Source organism: Nocardioides zeicaulis, assembly GCF_042432345.1.
GTDB classification, from domain to species: Bacteria; Actinomycetota; Actinomycetes; order Propionibacteriales; family Nocardioidaceae; genus Nocardioides; species Nocardioides zeicaulis.
This window is the reverse complement of record NZ_JBHLXH010000001.1, coordinates 2,391,713-2,411,487: the sequence shown is the minus strand read 5'-3', so window position 1 is coordinate 2,411,487 and position 19,775 is coordinate 2,391,713. Positions and strand designations below refer to the sequence as shown.

At 72.9% G+C, this 19,775-nt stretch carries 20 protein-coding genes; 9 read left to right on the top strand and 11 right to left on the bottom strand.

Going from position 1 to position 19,775, the window contains the following annotated elements:
- Positions 1-3 precede the first annotated feature (3 nt).
- The 10 genes from ACFFJG_RS11820 to ACFFJG_RS11775 form a co-directional block, all read right to left on the bottom strand.
- Positions 4-747, bottom strand: a complete 744-nt coding sequence (locus ACFFJG_RS11820; protein ID WP_378518925.1) for an ABC transporter ATP-binding protein — start codon at positions 745-747, stop codon at positions 4-6.
- Positions 734-2,530, bottom strand: coding sequence for a branched-chain amino acid ABC transporter ATP-binding protein/permease (locus ACFFJG_RS11815; protein ID WP_378518924.1), 1,797 nt, complete (start codon positions 2,528-2,530; stop codon positions 734-736). The genes ACFFJG_RS11820 and ACFFJG_RS11815 overlap by 14 nt, the downstream gene beginning before the upstream one ends.
- 14 nt (positions 2,531-2,544) lie before the next feature.
- Positions 2,545-3,429 carry a branched-chain amino acid ABC transporter permease gene (locus ACFFJG_RS11810; RefSeq protein ID WP_378518923.1) on the bottom strand — a complete coding sequence of 295 codons (885 nt, stop codon included), beginning with the start codon at positions 3,427-3,429 and terminating at the stop codon, positions 2,545-2,547.
- Between the two features lie 36 nt (positions 3,430-3,465).
- Positions 3,466-4,692, bottom strand: coding sequence for an ABC transporter substrate-binding protein (locus ACFFJG_RS11805; protein WP_378518922.1), 1,227 nt, complete (start codon positions 4,690-4,692; stop codon positions 3,466-3,468).
- Positions 4,693-4,843: 151 nt separating this feature from the next.
- Positions 4,844-5,737 (bottom strand): cyclase family protein, encoded by an 894-nt coding sequence (locus ACFFJG_RS11800; RefSeq protein WP_378518921.1) that lies wholly within the window; start codon positions 5,735-5,737, stop codon positions 4,844-4,846.
- 126 nt (positions 5,738-5,863) lie between these two features.
- Entirely contained in the window at positions 5,864-6,547 is a 684-nt protein-coding gene (locus ACFFJG_RS11795; protein WP_378518920.1) for a FadR/GntR family transcriptional regulator, read from the bottom strand.
- 119 nt (positions 6,548-6,666) lie between these two features.
- Entirely contained in the window at positions 6,667-7,464 is a 798-nt protein-coding gene (locus ACFFJG_RS11790; RefSeq protein WP_378518919.1) for an SDR family NAD(P)-dependent oxidoreductase, read from the bottom strand.
- 39 nt (positions 7,465-7,503) lie between these two features.
- Positions 7,504-8,265 carry an SDR family NAD(P)-dependent oxidoreductase gene (locus tag ACFFJG_RS11785; protein WP_378518918.1) on the bottom strand — a complete coding sequence of 254 codons (762 nt, stop codon included), beginning with the start codon at positions 8,263-8,265 and terminating at the stop codon, positions 7,504-7,506.
- Entirely contained in the window at positions 8,262-9,041 is a 780-nt protein-coding gene (locus tag ACFFJG_RS11780; protein ID WP_378518917.1) for an enoyl-CoA hydratase-related protein, read from the bottom strand. Before ACFFJG_RS11780 ends, ACFFJG_RS11785 begins: the two co-directional genes overlap by 4 nt.
- A gap of 25 nt (positions 9,042-9,066) precedes the next feature.
- Positions 9,067-10,968, bottom strand: a complete 1,902-nt coding sequence (locus ACFFJG_RS11775) for a flavin-containing monooxygenase (protein WP_378518916.1) — start codon at positions 10,966-10,968, stop codon at positions 9,067-9,069.
- 119 nt (positions 10,969-11,087) lie between these two features.
- Here ACFFJG_RS11775 and ACFFJG_RS11770 point away from each other — a divergent pair, with 119 nt between their 5' ends.
- Complete coding sequence (locus ACFFJG_RS11770) at positions 11,088-11,900, top strand: S-methyl-5'-thioadenosine phosphorylase (protein ID WP_378518915.1); 813 nt, start codon at positions 11,088-11,090, stop codon at positions 11,898-11,900.
- The gene (locus ACFFJG_RS11765) at positions 11,897-12,946 is read left to right on the top strand and encodes an NAD-dependent epimerase/dehydratase family protein (RefSeq protein ID WP_378518913.1); all 1,050 of its coding nucleotides are present in this window, start codon (positions 11,897-11,899) and stop codon (positions 12,944-12,946) included. Before ACFFJG_RS11770 ends, ACFFJG_RS11765 begins: the two co-directional genes overlap by 4 nt.
- Positions 12,947-12,950: 4 nt before the next feature.
- Here the strand turns inward: ACFFJG_RS11765 and ACFFJG_RS11760 are convergent, their stop codons facing one another.
- Positions 12,951-14,279, bottom strand: a complete 1,329-nt coding sequence (locus tag ACFFJG_RS11760) for a hypothetical protein (protein ID WP_378518912.1) — start codon at positions 14,277-14,279, stop codon at positions 12,951-12,953.
- A gap of 114 nt (positions 14,280-14,393) precedes the next feature.
- Between ACFFJG_RS11760 and ACFFJG_RS11755 the strand changes: the two genes are divergently transcribed.
- Genes ACFFJG_RS11755 through ACFFJG_RS11725 form a run of 7 tightly spaced genes read left to right on the top strand, consistent with a single transcriptional unit; the run spans position 14,394 to position 19,769 of the window.
- The gene (locus ACFFJG_RS11755) at positions 14,394-15,059 is read left to right on the top strand and encodes a glycosyltransferase family 2 protein (RefSeq protein ID WP_378518911.1); all 666 of its coding nucleotides are present in this window, start codon (positions 14,394-14,396) and stop codon (positions 15,057-15,059) included.
- On the top strand, positions 15,056-15,706 hold the full coding sequence (locus tag ACFFJG_RS11750) for a TIGR04282 family arsenosugar biosynthesis glycosyltransferase (RefSeq protein ID WP_378518910.1): 651 nt from the start codon (positions 15,056-15,058) through the stop codon (positions 15,704-15,706). The genes ACFFJG_RS11755 and ACFFJG_RS11750 overlap by 4 nt, the downstream gene beginning before the upstream one ends.
- Positions 15,703-16,353 carry a methyltransferase domain-containing protein gene (locus ACFFJG_RS11745; protein ID WP_378518908.1) on the top strand — a complete coding sequence of 217 codons (651 nt, stop codon included), beginning with the start codon at positions 15,703-15,705 and terminating at the stop codon, positions 16,351-16,353. The genes ACFFJG_RS11750 and ACFFJG_RS11745 overlap by 4 nt, the downstream gene beginning before the upstream one ends.
- On the top strand, positions 16,353-17,522 hold the full coding sequence (locus tag ACFFJG_RS11740; protein ID WP_378518907.1) for a molybdopterin-dependent oxidoreductase: 1,170 nt from the start codon (positions 16,353-16,355) through the stop codon (positions 17,520-17,522). Before ACFFJG_RS11745 ends, ACFFJG_RS11740 begins: the two co-directional genes overlap by 1 nt.
- A complete protein-coding gene (locus ACFFJG_RS11735) occupies positions 17,519-17,932 on the top strand; it encodes a hypothetical protein (RefSeq protein WP_378518906.1) in 414 nt (137 codons plus the stop codon). The genes ACFFJG_RS11740 and ACFFJG_RS11735 overlap by 4 nt, the downstream gene beginning before the upstream one ends.
- 5 nt (positions 17,933-17,937) lie before the next feature.
- Entirely contained in the window at positions 17,938-18,627 is a 690-nt protein-coding gene (locus ACFFJG_RS11730; protein ID WP_378518905.1) for a response regulator transcription factor, read from the top strand.
- Positions 18,624-19,769: a sensor histidine kinase gene (locus ACFFJG_RS11725; RefSeq protein ID WP_378518904.1), complete on the top strand. Its 1,146-nt coding sequence runs from the start codon at positions 18,624-18,626 to the stop codon at positions 19,767-19,769. Before ACFFJG_RS11730 ends, ACFFJG_RS11725 begins: the two co-directional genes overlap by 4 nt.
- Positions 19,770-19,775: the final 6 nt, after the last annotated feature.

Below are 19,775 nucleotides of genomic sequence, written 5' to 3'. Positions count from 1 at the left end.
GGACTACTGCGGACCGCTCGCGGACGGACCGACGGCCGCGCCGCCGAGCATCTCCTGCGCGAGCTGCTCGACGCCCGTGACGTCCGCCCTGTCCTCGGCGAAGCGGATCTCCCCCTGCCGCATCACGAGCACGCGGTCGGCGAACCGGAGCGGCTGGTCGATCGACTGCTCGACCAGCAGCACCCCCATCCCGTCGTCGGTACGGCGCTTGAGGAAGGTCAGGATCTCGGGCACGAGCGCGAGCGCGAGCCCCATGGACGGCTCGTCGCAGAGCATGAAGTCGGGCCGGGCGACCCAGGCCTGCACCAGCGCCAGCATCTGCTGCTGGCCACCGGAGAGGTCACGAGCGGGCTGCTTGCGCTTCTCGCCGAGGATCCCGAAGACGTCGAACGCCTCGTCGAAGATCTCCGTCTCCGGGCGGCGCCTGCCGCGGGGCAGGTTGATCTGACCGAGCCGGATGTTGTCCTCGACGGTGGTCTCGGGGAACACGCGGTGCCCCTGCATCACGAGCCGCACACCGTGGCGCGCGACGCGCTCGGGCGCCCACCCGTCGATCCGGGTGCCGCCCGCCGAGACGCTCCCGCCCTTCGGCTTGACCAGCCCGGCGACCGTGCTCAGGAGCGTGGTCTTGCCGGCGCCGTTCGGCCCGAGCAGCAGCACCAGCTGTCCGGGCTGCAGCTCCAGCGACACGTCGCGGAGCACCGTCATGCGGTCGTAGCCGGCGCTGAGTCCCTCAACCTGCAACATGTTCGACTCCGACGAAGAGGTGGGCGATGGTCTTGCTGTTGCGCAGCTCCGCCGGCGACCCCGACGCGATGACGCGCCCGCCGTCGACGACGGTGATCTGGTCGGCGATGTTCCACACCAGCTCGAGGTCGTGCTCCACGATGAGCACGGTGACCGAGGTCTTGGACGCGACGTCGCGCAGCAGCTGGCCGAACTCGAGGCGCTCGGCGTGCGAGAGGCCGGCGGCGGGCTCGTCGAGCGCCACGATGCTCGGTCCGGAGTGCAGGGCACGCAGCACCTCGAGGAAGCGACGCTGGCCGTGCGGGAGGACGCCGCTGTTGAGCGCGTCCCACTCCTCGGCGTAGGACGCCAGCGCCTCCTCGAACCACGGGATCTGCCGGTCCGAGACGCGGCCGCAGTCGATGTTCTCCCAGACGGACAGCGAGTTGAGCACCCGTGGCTGCTGGAACGTCCGGGCCAGGCCCAGCCGGGCCCGGCTGCTCGCGGCGAGCCGGGTCACGTCGCGACCCTCGAACTCGACCTTCCCGCTGTCGACCGTGATCAGCCCCGACACCGCGTTGAGCAGGGTCGTCTTGCCCGATCCGTTGGGCCCGACGATCGCGTGGACGGTCCCGCGGCGCACGGTCATCGAGGCACCGTCGAGCGCCTTGACCGAGCCGAAGCTGCGTCGCACCTCGTCGACGACGAGCAGCGGGGCGTCGCCACCGTCGTGTGCGGCCGCCTCCGCCGACGGCGCGGCGTCGAGGATCGGGCGGAGCGAGATCAGGCTGCGGTCGCGGTCGCTCCCCTTGGTCAGGTAACGCCGGACCAGGCGGTCCAGGCCCCCCGCGATGCCCTCGGGCACCACGAACATGACCGCCAGGACGATCGCACCGTAGATGAGCAGCCGGTAGTCGACGAGGCCGGACAGCAGGTGGTCCGGGACGACGTAGAGCAGCCCCACCCCGAGGATCGGTCCGAGCACCTTGCCCGGGCCGCCGACGATGACGACGAAGTAGAGCATCACCGACAGCGCGAGGGTGAACGACCCCGAGCCGACGTACTGGATGACGCCGACGTAGAGGACCCCGGCCACCGACGCCGCGAACGACGAGAGGGCGAAGGCCTGCAACCGGAGCTGGCCCGGACGCAGCCCGACCGTCACGGCCGCCTCGGGGCTCTCGCCGGCCAGCAGCATCGCGCGGCCGAGGGACGAGGAGCGGAGCACCGCGCCGGCGAACAGGGAGACGACGGCGACCGCCGTCACCACGATCGTGAGCCAGTTGAGCGACCCGAAGAGCGGCTCGGTCGGTCCGACCGGGAAGACGTTGACCCCGGTCAGCGCCTGCGTCTGGTCCTTGAACTTGAGGATGAGGTCGGGGAGGGCGAGCGCACCCGCCAGCGTCACGAACCCCAGGTAGTAGCCCTGCACCCGGAGCGACGGCAGCGCCATCAGCATCCCGGTGACCATGCCGGCGAGCAGGCCGTAGACCGCCGCGAGGGCGAGCGGCTCCTCCCAGACGCCGTTGGCCAGCGCCGCGACGTAGGCCGCGACACCCAGGACGGCGCCCTGTCCGAAGGACATCTGCTCGGCCTGCGAGCGGAGCACGTCGAGCCCGACGGCCGCGATCACGTAGACCGCGGCCAGCAGCATCGCCTGCTGCCAGAACACGTTGCCCATGAAGGTCGGCACCAGGGTCGCCAGCAGGACCAGCGCGGTCCCGGCCCACAGGTCCCGGCGCATCTCGCGGCGGATCAACCGTCGCGGCGCAGACCGCCGCTCGTTCGTCGCTGTCGTCGTCACGTCGTCCACCTCACCTACACCCGTCGGGCGTGCGGACGCCCGAAGATGCCTTGGGGCCGGAGCAGCAGCACCACGACGATCACGGCGAGCGCCGTCACCACCTGGAGGCCGCCGCCCAGACCGAACGAGACGTACATCATCAGGACACCGAACAGGGGTCCGGCGATGAGTGCGCCCTTGTTGTTGCCGATGCCGCCGATGACGGCGACGATGAAGCCGTAGATCACGTAGTTCGTCCCCCGGCTGCCGGAGATCTCGATGGCGCTGCCGCCGACGAACCCGGCCAGGGCCGTGATCGCCCCCGCGATGCCGAAGGCCAGCAGCTGGTAGCGCATGGCCGGGATCCCAGCGGCACGCGCCGCGTCGACGTCCTGGCTGAGCGCGTTGAGCGCCAGGCCGCTGAGGAAGGTGCGCTGGTACCAGCGCAGGGCGGCCCACACCGCGACGGCGCAGAGGACGAGCACGATGTACGAGCCCGGGACCCGGCTGTCGGGGAGCTCGACGGAGCCGAAGTAGTTGGGCACGTTGACCACCTGTGGCCCGATCCAGAGCAGGATCAGCGCCCCGAGCACGATGGAGGCCGCGATGGTGGTGGCCACCCAGGAGTGGTCACCACCTTCGCGCCTCATCGGCAGGAGGGTGATGAGGCCCTGGACCACGCCGACCAGGGCCGTGGCCGCGATGACCGCGACGAGCGTGAGGTACCACTGCAGCGAGGTCAGCCCGGCACCCTCGGGAAGCCAGCGATAGCTGAACACGCCGGCCACGACCAACAGGTGGCCCTGGGCGAAGTTGAGGACCCCTGACGCGTTGTAGGCCACGTTCAGGCTCATGGCGACCAGCGCGTACAGGGATCCGATCCCCACGCCTCTGATCACGATGACCAGGAACTCGTTCATCGCAGTGGACCTCTCATCTCGTCGTCGACGCGGTCGTCAGCAGCCGTCGAGGCGCTGGGAGATGCCCGGCGCGACCTCGGTGCCCGCGTTGACCAGCGTGAGCGAGCTGGTGTCCATCAGGAACCGGCTGTCCGCGCTGAGCTTGTACGCGTTCTGCACCAGCGGCTGGTCCGGCGCGGCGTCGGTCTCGTTCTCCTCGAGCCAGGCCGAGACCTTGTCGCCGTCGAGCGACTTCGAGCCCTCGATGCCGGCCTTGAGCAGCCACAGGGCGTCGCGGAACGAGGCGATGTTGTCGAACGCCGCACCGGTCGTCCGCTTCTCGCCGTAGGTCGACTTCACCTCGTCGATGAAGTCGGTGGCGACCTCGCGCACGTCCCCGGCGTCGCAGGCGCTGAACGCCGGCCAGGTGACCGACACCAGGTCCTCGTAGGCGTCCTCGCCGGCGACGGCGATCGCCTGGCCGGCGTAGGTGGTGGCGTAGCTGCCGACGATCGGGACGTCGAGGTTCGCGTCCCTCATCGCCTGGACGAGCAGCCCGGTGTCGTTGCCGGTCTGCGGGAAGGCGAGCACGACGTCCGGGTCGCCCTGCTTGAGCGCCAGCACCTGGGAGCTGAGGTCGGTGACCGGGATGTCGTACTCCTGGCCGGCGACCTCCTCGATGCCGCTCTCCTCGAGCGCCGCGTCGATCGCCGCGCGGCCCACCTTGCCCTGGGTGCCGGAGTAGCTGATGACCGCGGCCCGCTCGGCGTCGTAGCGGCTCGCGGCGTACTCCACCATCTTCTGGCCCTGGTACTCGGCGTTGAGCAGCATGCCGAAGGAGTACGGCGCGTTCTCGGGGGTGACCTTGCTCCCCGCGCCGTTGATGGAGGGGATGTTCGCCCGCGTCAGCGCGGGGAGGGTGGCGAGGGTCTCGTCGCTGGTCATCGGTCCGACCACGAGGTCGACCTTGTCCTCGTTGATCAGCCGGTTGACCGCGGTGACGGCCTTGGCCGGGTCGAGCTCGGTGTCGGCGAAGACCGCCTCGACCTGCCGGCCGTCGATGCCGCCGGCCTCGTTGATCTGCGCCACCGAGAGCTCGACGCCCATCCGGTCCCAGTCGGCCGTGCCGGCCGCCGGGCCCGTGATCCCGAGAGGAACACCGACCTTGATCGGGCCGGACGACCCGCCGTCGCCGCTGTCGCCACCGCACGCCGCGGTCGCGGTGAGCAGCAGTCCGACGGCGCCGAAGGCCACGCCGCGCTTGGAACGAGCGTTGATCCTCATGGTCAACCCTTTCTGGTAATCATTGCTATGAACGCGAACTTAAGCAGGGATACTGCCGGTGATCGTCGTCACAGTCAAGGAGCTTCTGGGAAGTTCGAGACACGATCCGGGGGCCGCCGCCGGCGGCGCTCCGGGAGGGGCCCACGACGCGTCAGCGCAGGGCGAGGGCGTTGGCCGGGGAGCCGATGCCGCCCGTGAGGTTCCAGGGCGCCGAGACCAGCAGGAAGTCCCAGCGGCCCTCGTCCGCGCAGTCCTGGGCGAGGGCGTCGAGCCACCACATCTCCCCCCACGGCATGCCGAGGCGGCACAGCGTGAGGTGGTGGAGCAGCTCCGGGCCGAGCGGCATCGACTCGACGCTGACGTTGTCGGCGACGGCTGCGCTGATCCCGTTGTCCCACAGGTACGCCGCCATCTCGGCGCCCGCCCGGAGGCCGGGTGAGTCGTGCCGGGTGCGGACGTCGTCGCGCTCCTCGGCGTCGGCGGCGAGGTAGCCGGTCCACCAGCCCGTGCGGAGCGCGAGCACGTCGCCCTCGCGCCACTCCACGCCCTGCGCGACCCGCGTCGCCTCGAGCTCCTCGACGGTGATCGGGCGCTCGGTGTGCCAGTGCAGCGTCTCGCCCTGGGTCGCGAGGTGGCGCTCGACGTCGAGCAGGATCCCGCGGCCCGCGATGCCACGCCTCGCCCAGCCCTCGATGCCGAGCCGGTGGGGCGGCTGGTGGTTGTAGGAGCCGATCTCGGGCTCGGCGATGTGCAGGAAGCCGTCCCACTGCGAGGAGCTCTGGGGGTAGAAGTTGTCGACCCAGTCGTCACGGTTGCCCATCCGGGTCTGGTAGACGTGGTGCGCGAACGGCCCACGGTCGAAGAGCGGCGGGTCGGGCAGCTCCATCGGGGCGTTGAGGCTGAACACCTTGCCGGACCGCACGGAGGTGGCGGCGAGGGCCACGGCTTCCGGCGTCTGGCGGTTCAGCGTCCCGAGGACGTCGTCGTCTCCGAAGACGCCCTTGGCGTCGCCGTTCGGCAGGTCGCGGTAGGCGGGAACGATCATGGGGAGCACTCCTGGGCAGGGGTGTCCGACGGCGCAGCCGTGCTCCCGTCCCGACGGGACGTCAGGAGGGACGGAGGGGCCGGTCGGGCGTGGTTCGGGTAGTCGCCGCGCGAGGGCGGCGGGGGATCACCGGACGGATGCGGGTGAGCGCTCCGGGATCGTCGGGGCACCGACGAGGTCGTTGTCCTCGAGGTAGGTGGCGTACGTCGCGAGGTGGCGTCGCATCGCCTCCTCCGCGGCCGCGGCGTCACGGGCGACGATCGCCTTCGCGACCTCGACGTGGTCGTGCACGCCGCGGTCGGCCGACTCGGCCTCGAAGACGTCGTAGCGGTAGTGGCCGGCGGCCGAGTCGTGGAGCGCCTTCAGGACCAGCTCGAACACCTTGTTGCCGCACGCCGCGGACAGCAGCGCGTGGAGCTCGGCGACCTGTCGGACGTCGGCGCGCCCGTCGGCGATCGCCCTGATCTCCTCCAGCTGCTCGTCGGTCGCGTTGAGCGCGGCCTGGTGGGCCACCCTCGGCTCGAGCAGGGCGCGGAACTCCGCGGACTCGCCCAGCGTCGTGTCGTTGAACCGGAAGAGCATCGCCATCGCGTCGCTGGCCTGCGAGATGTCGGTGTGCCGGACGAAGATCCCGCCGGTCGGACCGCGCCGGATCTCCACCAGTCCGTCGCGCTCGAGCACGCGCAGCGCCTCGCGGACCGTCACCCGTCCCAGGCCGTACTGCTCCATCAGCTCGATCTCGTTGGGCAGCCGGGTCCCGACGGGCAGGCGCTGGAAGAGGATCCGGTCGCGGATGTCGGTGATGATCACGTCCGACGCCTTGGGAATCCGCACTCGATTCGTGGCCATGCAGCTCGCTCCTAGTCACGCCGTACAACGCAGGGTCCTACCGCGTGGCACTCGCCGAGATCTCGTCCTGGGCGGCGGACTCATACGAGGAGGTCCACCGGGTAGGGGAATCGTACGCTGACACCGCCGTCGACCAGGACGTACTGACCGTTGACGTGCGAGGAGAGCTCGGTGGCCAGGAAGGCGTTGACGCCCGCGATGTCGCTGGGCTCGCCCAACCGCCCGGTCGGCGTGTTCGCGGCGAAGACGTCGCGCTGCTCGTCGCCGATGGCCGCGGCCATGCGGTCGGTCCAGATCACGCCCGGGGCGACCGCGTTGACCCGGATGCCCTTGGGCCCGAGCTCGACCGAGGAGGTCTTCACCAGGGACATCAGGGCGGCCTTGTGCGCGCCGTAGGCCCCGTGGTGCTGGGTCGCGTAGAGCGAGCTGATCGAGGCGACGAAGACGATGGTGCCGCCGCCGAGCTCGGCGAGCGCCTGGCCGCCGTACTCGATGAGGTAGACCGCGTGGCGCAGGTTGAGTCGCTCGCTGCGGGCCCACATCTCGTCGGTGTGCTCGTCGAGGTTGCCGAACGCGGCGATCCCGATGATGTCGACGATGGTGCGCAGCGGGCGCTCGGCCCGCGCCCCGGCCGCGACGATCTCCTGCATCCCCTCGCGCTCGCAGGCGTCGGCGACCAGGGGCGTGCCCCCCACCTCGGCGGCCACCGCCTCGGCCCGCTCCGCGTCGACGTCGACGCAGATCACGTGGGCGCCCAGCTGGCTCAGCGCGTGCACCGTCTGGCGACCGATGCCGGCGCCTGCGCCGATCACGATCGCGGTGCCGCCCACCAGGGAGGCCTTGGCCGCGTAGTCCGCGACGGGACTGTGGTCGATCACGCTCGTCCTTCTTCCTTCGATCACTGGTCTGGCTCCGTGTCAGTACGTCGTGCGGCCGCCGCTGGCGTCGAGGACCGAGGCGGTGGTGAAGCTGCACCTCGGGCTCGACGCCCAGCGGATGATCTCGGCCACTTCCTCGGGCTCGCCGATGCGGCCCATGGGGATCTTGGCGGCGAGGCGCTGGATGTGGTCCGGCGTCGTGCGCATCGCCAGCGGCGTGCGGATGACGCCCGGGGTCACGGCGTTGCAGATCACGCCGGTGCCGGCCAGCTCCTTGCCGAGGGACTTGGTCAACCCGATCGCGGCGGCCTTGGCCGAGGAGTAGGCGCTGCTGCCGGTGTTGCCCTCCTTGCCCGCGACGCTGGCGACGTTGACGATCCGGCCGTAGCCGGCCTCGAGCATCGTCGGCACGAAGGCCCGGCACATCAGGTAGGTGCCGAAGAGGTTGACCCGCCACATCTTCTCGAAGACCTCCGGCGGGGTGTCCCACAGCGTCATCGCGGCGGCGTTGATGCCCGCGTTGTTGACCAGGACGTCGACGCGCCCCTCCTCCTCGAGCACCCCTCGCGCGAGCGCGGCGACGGACTCCTCGGACGAGATGTCGACGACCTCGGCGCGCACGTCGTGCCCGGCGCCGGCCAGCTCGGCCACCGCCGCCTGCGAGGCCTCGGGGTCGAGGTCGACGACGACCACCTTCGCGCCGTCCTGGCACAGCAGGCGCGTGGTGGCCAGGCCGATACCGCTCGCTCCCCCGGTGACCACGGCGACCTGGCCCGCGAGCAGGCCCTCGGCGGCGCTCACGACCAGCTCCACTCGGGCTGCCGCTTCTCGAGGAAGGCGTCCATCGCCTCACGGGAGTCGTCGAAGTGGCTCAGCCGGTTGGTGTAGTCCCACTCGGTGCGGTACTGCCGCTCGATCTCGTCACCCTCGATCCGCACGAGCGACTCCTTGGCCAGGCGGATCGCGAGCGGGCTCTTGGTCGAGATCTCCGCGGCGAGGTCCTGCGCGACCCGGACCGCGGTGCCGTCGGGGACGACCTCCTCGACCGCGCCGAGGCGGTGCATGTCGGCGGCCGTGACGGGCCGGCCGGTGAACATCATCATCCGGGCCTTGTGGGGGCCCAGCAGCCGCATCGCCTTGCTCCCGCCGCCGAGCAGGCCGACGTTGATCTCGGTCAGGGCGAACGTCGCACGCTCGGAGGCGATGACGAGGTCGCAGACGCCGATCAGCCCGAACCCGGCACCGATGGCGGGTCGCTCGACGGCGGCGATCACGGGGACCGCCGCGTTGCGGACGACGCGCTGCGTCTCGCGCCACTGCCACCCCGGGTTGGTCAGCGCCTGCAGGGAGTCGCCGGCGGACCCCATGGCCCGGACCTCCTTGAGGTCGATCCCGCCGCAGAACGCCTTGTCGCCGGCGCCGGCCAGGACGACGGCACCGATCGTCCTGTCCTCGGCGATCCCGCCGAAGAACGTGGCGAGCTCGCGCTGCATCTCGAGGGTGATGGCGTTGACCGGCGGGCGGTCGAGCGTGACGGTGACGACGCGGTCCCGCTGCTCGACGGTGAGCGTGTTCATGCGTTCCTCTCTGCTGCGTCGGTGTTCAGGAGATGTCGTAGACCGAGGGGTCGAAGGCCGAGACCCGGTCGTAGTAGTCCTCGTTGCGGAAGGGCCAGTGCACGATCTGGCGCCCGTCCATCACGTAGTAGTTCTTGTCGGCCGGCGCCTCGCCGAGCCAGATCAGGTCGGCGTGGGCCGCGTCGACCTCGTCCTGGTAGTCGTCGAAGACCTCGCGGCGCAGCTCGAAGCTGCGCGCCCCCTGCTCGAGCAGGTGCACGACGCCCTGCGCGGCGTAGCGCGACCAGATCTCGCTCCAGGTCACGAAGGCGCCGGAGCGGGGCTGCGCGTTGGGGCCGTAGAAGACGAACAGGTTGGGGAACCCGGGCAGGGTCATGCCGAGGTAGGCCCGCGGGCCGTCCTTCGCCCACAGCTCCTGCAGGCTCGCGCCGTGGGAGCCGACGTACTCGGTGGGGTAGAGGTACTTGCTGACGTCGAAGCCGCTGGCGAAGACGATCGCGTCGACCTCGAGCCGGCGGCCGTCCCTGGTGACGATGGCGTCGGCCTCGATGTGGTCGATGCCCTCGGCGACCAGGTCGACGTCGGGACGCAGCAGCGCGTCGTACCACCCGCTGTCGACGACGAGCCTGCGCGCCAGCGGCGCGTAGTCGGGGGTGACCTTCGCGACCAGGTCGGGGCGCGCCGCGAGCTTCTCCTGGATGTATGCCGTGAGAGCAGCACGCAGGCCGTCGTTGCGCTCGCTGATCAGGCCGCCGCGGGCCTGCCACTCGCGGTCGTACTCCTGCGCGAGCTGCATGCCGTTGGTGGTGACCTGGGTGTGGAAGCAGTACCAGTTCCAGTAGCCGGGGACGTGGTCGAACAGCCAGCGGATCTCCGGCGTGATGACCGCGCGATAGCCCTCCATGGGGGCGATCCACTGCGGCGTGCGCTGGAGGACGTAGAGGTGCTCGGCGTGCTCGGCCAGCCAGGGCGTCAGCTGGACGCCGGTCGAGCCGTTGCCGATGACCGCGACGGTCTTGCCGGTCGGGTCGAAGGAGTGGTCCCACGCGGTGGTGTGGAAGAAGTCGCCCTGGAAGTCCTCCACGCCCGGGATGTCCGGCAGCCGCGGGGTGGAGAACTGACCGGCCGCGCTGATGATCACGTTCGCACGGGCCTGGCGCTCCGCGCCGTTCGGGCTCACGAGGGTGAGGACCCACGTCTTGGTCTCGTCGTCGAACTCGGCGCCCTCGAGCGAGGAGCTGAACTGCACGTGCGGGGTCACGCCGAAGAGGTCCGCGGTGTGCTGGACGTACTTCTTCACCTCGTTCGCAGCGGCGAAGTACTCCGACCACGGGTAGTTCTTGATGAACTTGAACTGGTAGAGGAAGCTGCTCGTGTCGACCCGCGCCTCCGGGTAGCTGTTCACCTGCCAGGTGCCACCGGCCGCGGCCTCGCGCTCGTAGACGTCGTAGGGGATGCCGAGGCGCTCGAGCTGGACGGCCGAGGCGATGCCGCTCGGACCGGCGCCGATGATGGCGACCCGGAAGCCCTCGGGGATCTCCGGCTTCTCCCCGTGCCAGCTGGCCTCGCGGGGGAACGGGTCGAAGGCGAGCTCCTCGCGCCCGTGCCTGAACGCGACGTCGTCGGGCTCGACGTCGGTCATCATCCGCATCATCGAGCGGAGGTCGTCGTCGCTCGGGACGACCAGCTCGTCGTCGCCGTGTCCCTGGCACAGGAGCTCGACCGCCTTGCGACGGATCGTGGCGTCGTGGCGCGGGTCCACGATCGGGGAGTGGAACGCCCCACCCCTGCGCGGCTCCTGGTTCACCTCCATGGCGGCGAGCTCGGGATCGTGCGTGGCCTGGTAGATCGCCATCCGCAGGACGCTCGGGTTCGCCTGCGCGACGGCGGCCTCGATCTGCTCCAGGTCGCGCTCGGGAGAGGACATCACGGCTCCGTTCGGTGCAAAGTTAACAATCATTGCGAAGATAACCGTGATCACGGTCACCGTCAACGACCCCGTCCCACCGACCGGGCCCACGAGGCGGCGCTCACTAGGGTGAGCGGGTGAGTCCCTCCCCCCGCGCGGACGTCGCCGTCATCGGCGGCTCCGGCTTCTACTCGTTCCTGCCGGACGCGGTCGAGCACGTCGTCGACACCCCGTACGGCGACCCGTCGGCGCCGGTCGCGATCGGCGAGGTCGCGGGCCGGTCGGTCGCCTTCCTGCCCCGCCACGGGCGCCACCACGACCACCCGCCGCACGGCATCCCCTACCGGGCCAACGCGTGGGCGCTGCGCTCGCTGGGCGTCCGGCAGGTCCTGGCGCCGTGCGCGGTGGGCGGCCTCCGCAGCACCGTCGCCCCCGGTGACCTCGTCGTGCCCGACCAGCTCGTCGACCGCACGTCGCGCCGGGTCGGCTCCTTCGTGGAGGCGGGCGCGGTGCACCTGCCCTTCGCCGATCCCTACTGCCCGGCCGTCTCGGCGGCGCTCGCCGGCGCCGATCCGGGCGTACGCCTCGGCGGCACGATGGTCGTCGTGGAGGGCCCGCGCTTCTCCACGCGTGCCGAGTCGCGCCACTACGCCCAGCAGGGGTGGGACCTCGTCAACATGACGGGTGCCCCCGAGGCGGCGCTCGCGCGCGAGATGGGTCAGTGCTACGCCGCCCTCGCCCTCGTCACCGACATGGACGCCGGCGCCGAGACGGGTGCGGGCGTCGGCCAGGACGAGGTGTTCGCGCTCTTCCGCGCCAACCTCGAGCGGCTGACCGGCCTGCTCACCGATGCCGTCGCCGCGCTGCCCGACCCCGGCGCCTGCGCGTGCGGGTCGTGGTGGGACGGCGTCGAGCTCACCTACGACGTCCCGGGCCGCGGGCGCGCATGAGGGTCCTGGTCACCGGCGCCGCCGGCTTCATCGGATCGGCGATCGCCCGGCAGCTCGGCGAGGCCGGTCACGAGGTGGTCGGCGCCGACCTGATGCTCGACTCGGCCCACGGCAGCAGCGAGCCGCCCCCCGGCGTGCACCGGCTCGACGTGCGCGACGCGGGATCACCGGAGTGGGCCGCGCTGCTGCGCGGCGTCGACGCCGTGTGCCACCAGGCCGCGGTGGTCGGGGCGGGCGTGCGCGTCGGCGACCTGCCGGCGTACGCCTCGCACAACGACCTCGGCACGGCCGCGCTGCTGGCGGCGATGCACGACGCGGGGGTCGACCGGCTGGTGCTGGCCTCCTCGATGGTCGTCTACGGCGAGGGCCGCTACGTCTGCACGGAGCACGGCGCGCAGCAGCCGCCCCCACGAGCGGTCGCTGCCCTGGAGGCGGGCGACTTCGAGAACCACTGCCCGGACTGCGGCCGCACCCTGACCTGGTCACTGGTCCCCGAGGACGCACGCCTCGACCCTCGCAGCAGCTACGCCGCCAGCAAGCTCGCGCAGGAGCACTACACCTCGTCATGGGTGCGCCAGGCCGGCGCGACGGCGGTGGCGCTGCGCTACCACAACGTCTACGGCCCCGGCATGCCGCGCGACACCCCCTACTCCGGGGTCGCGGCGATGTTCCGCTCCTCCCTCGAACGCGGGGAGCGCCCGCAGGTCTTCGAGGACGGCGGGCAGGCGCGCGACTTCGTCCACGTCGACGACGTGGCCCGGGCCAACGTGCTCGCGCTGGAGCGGGTGGTCTCGGAGCCGGGTGCGCACTACCGGGCCTACAACGTGTGCTCGGGCCGTCCCGTGACGATCCTCGAGGTCGCGCGGCGGGTCGCCGAGGGCACGGGCCGGGACCTCTCCCCCGAGGTGACGGGCGGGTTCCGAGCGGGCGACGTGCGGCACGTGGTCGCGTCCCCGGCGCTCGCGGCCAGCGAGCTCGGCTTCACCGCGTCGGTCACGCCCGACGTCGGGCTGCCGGCGTTCGCCACCGCTCCGCTACGGGCCTGAGGACTCACCAGCTCGTGTAGAGCACGTGCTGCACGAGCAGCGCCGTCGCGACCTGCAGGCCCAGGCCCCATCGACGCCAGCCGCCGGGCAGCAGGGCCAGGCTCAGCGTCAGCCACGGCACGAAGGGCAGCCAGATCCGCTCCACCTCGGCCTTGGACATCCGGCTGAGGTCGGCGACGAGCACCGACGCCAGTGCGGCCAGCCCGAGCACCGACAGCACCCGCTGCTCGCCCTCGTGACGGCGCGCTGCGACGGCGATGCCCGCACCGAGCAGCGGACCTCCCGAGACCAGCAGCGCCCCGAGGTTGCCCCACGTCCAGTACGCCGCCGGGCGGGTCGCGGCGATGCCGTCCCAGTAGCGCTCGACGAGCACCGGGTAGGCGTCCCACCAGGCGAAGCCCAGCGCCGCGAAGGTCAGCACGACGGCCAGCGCAGCCGAGGCGGCGACCGGCAGCGGCCCCCAGCTGCGCGCCAGCCACAGCACGGCGAGGCAGGGCAGCCCCAGCAGCGGGAGCCCGTAGGAGCTCATCACGCACCAGCCGAGCAGCAGGCCGGCGACCACGCCCCAGGCGACCAGCCCCCGTCCCGACGCCGAGGTGGCCGACGCGGCGAGCGCCGCGAGGCCCCACGCCGCGCACGCGGTGAAGACGGCGTCGGCCGAGACCGCGAGGTAGACGGCGGCGGGCGACAGCACGAGGAACGGCGCGGCCAGCCGGGCGCCGCGGTCGAGCCCGAGGCGGCGGAGCGCGAGCAGCGTCGCGGCCGGGATCGTCGCCGCCACCGCCACCACCGCGAGCGCCGCCGCGAGGTCGCCCCCGAGGCCGACGCGCACCAGGGCGACGAAGAACAGGACCGCGCCCGGCGGGTGGCCGGCCAGGTGGGTCGGCCACTGGCCGGGGCTGCCGTCGGGGATCCGCGCGACGTACTCGCGCAGCATCGCGTGGACGTCGTCGATCCCGCGTGCGGTGATGAGGTACTCGTGGTGGTTCGTCATCACCCGGGTCAGGCCGGACGTGCTGTCGACCAGCGCGAGGCCGAGCATCCACACCAGCGCCACGACGTAGGACGCCGCGAGCAGGCGACGCCACGACCACCGCAGCGCCCACACCTCCGCCCGCGCGACGCCCACACCGGCGACGAGCAGCGCGGGGAGGGTGCCGATCCCCAGCTTGACCTGCCAGTAGCCGTGGGTCGGCGGCGCGCCCAGCATGTCGCTGCGGGCGTCGACGTCCCACCCGGTGACGACGGGGACCAGGAACGCGGCGCCGAGGACGGCCAGCGCCAGGGCCAGCCCGACCGCAGGCGCTCGCGTGCGGCCCGCCCCTGGATGCATGTCCCGAGCCTAGGGGCGCACGTGCGGTGCGGCCCGCCAGCGACCCGGCCGTCACACTTCCGTAAGCCCGAAGGGGGGTCCGCCGAGAGGTGGCGCGTGGCTATGTTCCGGGACATGCCCCCTGAGACCGTGTGCGACCTGGTGCTCCCGTGCCGGGACGAGGCGCCCGCACTGCCCGCCCTGCTGGCGCGGGTCCCCCCGCAGTTCGCCGTCGTGGTGGTCGACAACGGCTCGCGCGACGACACCGCGTCGGTCGCCCGGCGCCTCGGTGCCCGGGTCGTCACCGAGCCGGTGCCGGGTTACGGCGCAGCGGTCCACACGGGGCTGCTCGCGGCCACCCACGACCACGTCGCGGTGATGGACGGCGACGGCTCCTTCGACCCCGCCGAGCTGCTGCCGCTGCTGGCCGAGGTGCAGCAGGACCGTGCCGACATCGCCGTGGGCCGGCGCCGCCCCACCGGGCGCGGCACGTGGCCGTGGCACGCCCGGCTCGGCAACGCCCTGGTCGTGGCCTGGCTGCGACGGGCGATCGGGATGGACGCCCACGACATCGCCCCGATGCGGGTGTGCCGTCGCCAGGCCCTGCTCGACCTCGACCTGCAGGACCGGCGCTTCGGCTACCCCGTCGAGCTGCTCCAGGCCGTCACCCGGGCCGGGTGGCGCGTCGTCGAGCGCGACGTCGCCTACCACCCCCGCGCCGCCGGGACGCGGTCGAAGGTCTCGGGCTCGGTGCGGGGCACCGCCCGGACCGCGCGCGACTTCGCGAAGGTGCTGCGATGAAGGTGCTGCTCGTGGCGAAGGCGCCCGTGGCCGGGCAGGTCAAGACCCGCCTCGGCGCGGTCATCGGCGCGGAGCCGGCCGCCGGGCTCGCCGCGGCCGCGCTGCTCGACACGATCGAGGCCTGTCGCGAGGCGGGCGCCGAGGGGCACCTCAGCCTCGCCGGCGACCTGCGCGACGCCGTCCGGGGAGGCGCCATCGCCGCCGCGCTCGACGGCTGGACCGTCACCCCCCAGCAGGGTGACGGGTTCGCCGAACGCCTGGTGCGCGCGCACGCCGACGCCGGACCCGGCGTCGTCGTCCAGATCGGCATGGACACCCCGCACGTCACGGCCGCCGCGCTCGCCGAGGTCGCCGACGGACTGGCCACCCACGACGCCGTGCTGGCGCCCGCCGAGGACGGCGGGTGGTGGGCGCTCGGTCGCCGTGATCCCCGGGTGGTCCGGCACGTCGCCCGGGTGGTGATGTCGACGTCCGAGACCTGCACCGACACCCGGCACGCGCTCGAGCTGGCCGGGTGCACCGTGGGGCGGGCGTCGACGATGACCGACGTCGACACCGTCGAGGACGCCGACGTCGTCGCCGCGCTCGCGCCCCACACCCGCTTCGCCCGCGCCTGGCGCTCGGCCCGACCGCGAGGTGTCGCATGATCGAGAGGTCGTTCAGCGAGGTCTTCGCGGGCGCCCTGCACGGGGTGCCCACCGTCGTGGTGCGCCACGGCGAGGAGCCGACGGCCCTGCCGGTCGACCTCTGGAGCCGTACGGCGGACGGCCACGACCTGGCGCTCGTCGGTCTGTGCTGCGGTCCCACCCTCGACGTCGGCTGCGGGCCGGGTCGGCTGACGGCCGCCCTCGCGGCGGCCGGTCACGTCGCGCTCGGGATCGACGTCGTCGAGGCCGCCGTCGCACTCACGCGAGAGCGGGGTGCGTCCGCGGTGCGGCGCGACGTGTTCGCCCGCGTCCCCGGCGAGGGCCGGTGGGCCACGGCGCTGCTCGCCGACGGCAACATCGGCATCGGTGGCGACCCGGTCGCGCTGCTGCACCGCCTGCGCCGCCTGCTGGCCCCGGGCGGTCGTGTCGTGGTCGAGGTCGAGGGCCCGGGGGTCGGGACGGCCCGGGGCTGGGCCTCGCTCGAGGCGCCGGGCCACCGCAGCCGTCCCTTCCGCTGGGCCACGCTGGGCGTCGACGACCTCGCGGGCGTGGCGCGGTCGGCCGGTCTCGACGTGCTGGAGGTCCACCGCCTCGGTGAGCGTCACGCCGCCGTGCTCTCCGAGCCGACCGGCGCGCCCTCGTGGTGATGCCGCGGCTCCGGCCGCCGACCCCCGGCTCCTTCACCTCGCGCCTGCGCAGCCCCGCCGTCGCGGCGCGGGTCGGGGTCTGGCTGGGCCTCGCCTTCGCGACCTGCTTCCTCACCGGGCTCGTCAGCCACTACGCGCAGCTGCCGACGCACCCGGTCCCCTTCCCGACCAGCCCGAGCTGGGGCTACCGGCTGACCCAGGGGGTGCACGTCACGACGGGCGTCGCCGCGATCCCCCTGCTGCTCGTCAAGCTGTGGTCGGTGCTGCCGAAGCTGTTCGAGGCGCCGCCCCTCGGCGACCCCCGCAGGCTGCTGCTCGTCGCCCTCGAGCGCGGGTCGGTCGCGGTGCTCGTCGCGGCGTCGGTCTTCCAGCTCGCGACCGGCCTCCTCAACGCCGCCCAGTGGTACCCCTGGACCGCCTTCTCGTTCCGCACCACCCACTACGCCCTCGCCTGGATCTCGGTCGGCGCGCTCCTGGTGCACGTGGCGGTCAAGCTCCCGCTCGTGCGCGCGGTGCTCGGCAGCGAAATCGACGACACCACGCACGACCGCCCGAGCGCGCGCGACGCGGGCGTCCTCTCGCGCCGCGCCCTCGTGCGGACGACGCTCGCCGCGTCCGGCGTCGCCGTCCTCGCGACGGTCGGCGGGACGGTGCCCTGGCTGCGACGGGTCTCGGTGTTCGCCACCCGCACCGGCGAGGGTCCCGGCGGCGTGCCGATCAACAGGTCGGCGTCGGCCGCCGGCGTCGAGGAGTCGGCCACCTCGGCCGACTGGCGCCTCGAGGTCGTCGAGGACGGCGGCGTGCTCGCCGCGCTGTCCCTGGACGACCTGCGCGCGATGCCCCAGCACACCGTCGACCTGCCCATCGCCTGCGTCGAGGGGTGGAGCGCCCAGGGCACCTGGTCCGGCGTCCGCCTCGTCGACCTGCTCCGCACGGCCGGTGTCGCCGGCGGGCGTGACGTCGCCGTCACCTCCCTGCAGCAGGCGGGGGCGTTCCGGCGGACGACCCTCCCGGCGAACTTCGCCGACGACGAGCGGACCCTGGTGGCGCTCGACCTGGCCGGCGAGCCGCTCGCGCTCGACCACGGCTTCCCGTGCCGCCTCATCGCCCCCGACCGTCCGGGCGTCCTGCAGACCAAGTGGCTCTCCCGGCTGGAGGTGGGCGCATGAGGACCCGGGTGGTCGTCGGTGCCGCGGGGGTCGCCCTCGGCCTCTACGGGCTCGGGCTCCTGCTCTCCCGGCAGGACCCGCGCCAGTGGCTCGAGGTCGCCCTGTGGCTCGCTGCGGGGGTGGTCGCCCATGACGTCGTCCTCTCCGCGCTGGTCGTCGGGGCCTGCCTGCTCGGCTCACGGCTCCTGCCGCTCCCGTGGCGCGCCCCGGCAGTCGTCGCCCTCGTCGTCTGGGGAACCCTCACCGTTATCGCCGTGCCCGTGCTGGCCGGCGGCGGCGTCCGCGCGGACAACCCGACGCTGCTCGACCGGCCCTACGTCGCGACCTGGTGGGCCGCCAGTGCCATCGTGGTCCTGCTGGTGGCGGCCGCCGGCCTGCTCCGGGCCCGCACCGCGCGTGACGAGGGGTGAGGACGATGGCGAGGATCCTGGTGGTCGACGACGACGCCACGGTGCGTGAGGTCGTCGTGGACTACCTGCGCGCCGCCGGCCACGACGTGCGCGAGGCGGTCGACGGCGCGGGCGCCCTCGACGAGATGGCCGCCCACCCCAGCGACCTGGTCGTCCTGGACGTGATGATGCCGGGGATCGACGGCCTGGAGGTGTGCCGGCGGCTGCGGCAGGCCTCCGAGGTGCCCGTCGTGCTGCTCACCGCCCTGGGCGAGGAGCAGGACCGCGTGGTCGGGCTCGAGACCGGTGCCGACGACTACGTCACCAAGCCCTTCAGCCCCCGAGAGCTGGTCCTGCGGGTCGACTCGATCCTGCGCCGCACGTCGGGCAGCGCGACGTCCGACGTGCCGCCGGTGCTCGTCGACGGCGACCTGGTCCTCGACCGCGGGCGCCGGCTCGTGACGCTCGCGGGGCGGGAGACGCCGCTGACCGCCCGTGAGCTCGACCTGCTGTCCTTCCTCGCCGCCCACCCGGGCGTCGCGTTCTCCCGCGACGAGCTGCTCCGGCACGTGTGGGGCTGGTCCTTCGGCGACCAGTCGACCGTCACGGTGCACGTGCGGCGGCTGCGGGAGAAGGTGGAGGTCGACCCCACGGCGCCGACGCGCCTGCTCACCGTGTGGGGGGTCGGCTACCGCTGGGAGGCCAGTGCGCCATGAGCGACCTCGCCGAGATCTGGCTGGTGGCGGTGAGCAGCGGCGTCTGCGTCGGTCTGCTCGGCCTGGCGGCCGGCTGGCTGCTGCGACGGCGGTCGCTGCGGTGGCAGCTGTCCATCGTCGCGGTGGTGACGACGCTGACGATCCTCATCGGCGTGCAGGCGATCTCCCGGAGGATGCTGATCTCCGACCACGACCGCTCGGTGACGTTGATCGTGACCGGCGCCGCGGCGGTGGTCTCGCTGGCGGTCGCGCTCGCGCTGTCCTCCGCCCTCGTGCGGTGGTCGCGCTCGCTCCGCGACGACGTACGCCGGGTCGGTGCCGGCGACGCCGCGGTCACGGGGCCGCGCGGGCCGGCCGAGTTCCACGAGCTGGCCGACGAGCTCGCAGCCGCGCACCAGCGCCTGGCCGAGGCCCGCGCGCGCGAGCGGCGGCTGGAGGAGTCGCGGCGCGAGCTCGTCTCCTGGGTGTCGCACGACCTCCGCACGCCCCTAGCCGGCATCCGGGTGATGGCGGAGGCGCTCGAGGACCGGATCGCCACCGACCCGGCCCGCTACCACCGTCAGATCCGCGGCGAGGTCGAGCGGATGGTGCGGATGGTCGACGACCTCTTCGAGCTGTCCCGCATCCACTCCGGCCAGCTCGTCGTCCACCCGCAGCCGCTCGCCGTGGGCGACCTGGTCAGCGAGGCCATCGCCGCCGCCGACCCCCTCGCCCGCGCACGCGGCGTCGGCCTCGGCGGGGAGGTCCCCCAGGGCCTCGAGGTCGCTGCCGACCCGGCCGGGCTGGCCCGCGTCCTGGCCAACCTCATCGTCAACGCGATCCGCCACACCCCTGCCGACGGCACGGTGCACGTGAGCGCGCGTCCCGTCGGCGGCGGCGTCGAGCTCGCCGTCACCGACGGCTGCGGCGGCATCCCCGAGGACGCGCGCGAGCGGCTCTTCGACGTGGGCTACCGGGGCACCAGCGCACGGACGCCCGACGACCCGCTGCACGACGTGCACACCTCTCGCGCGGGGCTGGGCCTCGCGATCGTCAAGGGCATCGTGGACGCCCACCGCGGCGAGGTGGGGGTCGACAACGTCGGGTCCGCGACGTCCCCGGACGTCGGGTGCCGGTTCAGGGTCGTGCTGCCGGGGGCGTGAGGCTGC

What these genes read in the sequence shown, in the direction of transcription:
- ACFFJG_RS11820 (WP_378518925.1), bottom strand. Translation starts at nt 747, where the DNA reads ATGTTGCAGGTTGAGGGACTCAGCGCCGGCTACGACCGCATGACGGTG.
- ACFFJG_RS11810 (WP_378518923.1), bottom strand. Translation starts at nt 3,429, where the DNA reads ATGAACGAGTTCCTGGTCATCGTGATCAGAGGCGTGGGGATCGGATCC.
- ACFFJG_RS11805 (WP_378518922.1), bottom strand. Translation starts at nt 4,692, where the DNA reads ATGAGGATCAACGCTCGTTCCAAGCGCGGCGTGGCCTTCGGCGCCGTC.
- ACFFJG_RS11800 (WP_378518921.1), bottom strand. Translation starts at nt 5,737, where the DNA reads ATGATCGTTCCCGCCTACCGCGACCTGCCGAACGGCGACGCCAAGGGC.
- ACFFJG_RS11780 (WP_378518917.1), bottom strand. Translation starts at nt 9,041, where the DNA reads ATGAACACGCTCACCGTCGAGCAGCGGGACCGCGTCGTCACCGTCACG.
- ACFFJG_RS11775 (WP_378518916.1), bottom strand. Translation starts at nt 10,968, where the DNA reads ATGTCCTCTCCCGAGCGCGACCTGGAGCAGATCGAGGCCGCCGTCGCG.
- ACFFJG_RS11765 (WP_378518913.1), top strand. Translation starts at nt 11,897, where the DNA reads ATGAGGGTCCTGGTCACCGGCGCCGCCGGCTTCATCGGATCGGCGATC.
- ACFFJG_RS11760 (WP_378518912.1), bottom strand. Translation starts at nt 14,279, where the DNA reads ATGCATCCAGGGGCGGGCCGCACGCGAGCGCCTGCGGTCGGGCTGGCC.
- ACFFJG_RS11755 (WP_378518911.1), top strand. Translation starts at nt 14,394, where the DNA reads ATGCCCCCTGAGACCGTGTGCGACCTGGTGCTCCCGTGCCGGGACGAG.
- ACFFJG_RS11750 (WP_378518910.1), top strand. Translation starts at nt 15,056, where the DNA reads ATGAAGGTGCTGCTCGTGGCGAAGGCGCCCGTGGCCGGGCAGGTCAAG.
- ACFFJG_RS11745 (WP_378518908.1), top strand. Translation starts at nt 15,703, where the DNA reads ATGATCGAGAGGTCGTTCAGCGAGGTCTTCGCGGGCGCCCTGCACGGG.
- ACFFJG_RS11740 (WP_378518907.1), top strand. Translation starts at nt 16,353, where the DNA reads ATGCCGCGGCTCCGGCCGCCGACCCCCGGCTCCTTCACCTCGCGCCTG.
- ACFFJG_RS11735 (WP_378518906.1), top strand. Translation starts at nt 17,519, where the DNA reads ATGAGGACCCGGGTGGTCGTCGGTGCCGCGGGGGTCGCCCTCGGCCTC.
- ACFFJG_RS11730 (WP_378518905.1), top strand. Translation starts at nt 17,938, where the DNA reads ATGGCGAGGATCCTGGTGGTCGACGACGACGCCACGGTGCGTGAGGTC.
- ACFFJG_RS11725 (WP_378518904.1), top strand. Translation starts at nt 18,624, where the DNA reads ATGAGCGACCTCGCCGAGATCTGGCTGGTGGCGGTGAGCAGCGGCGTC.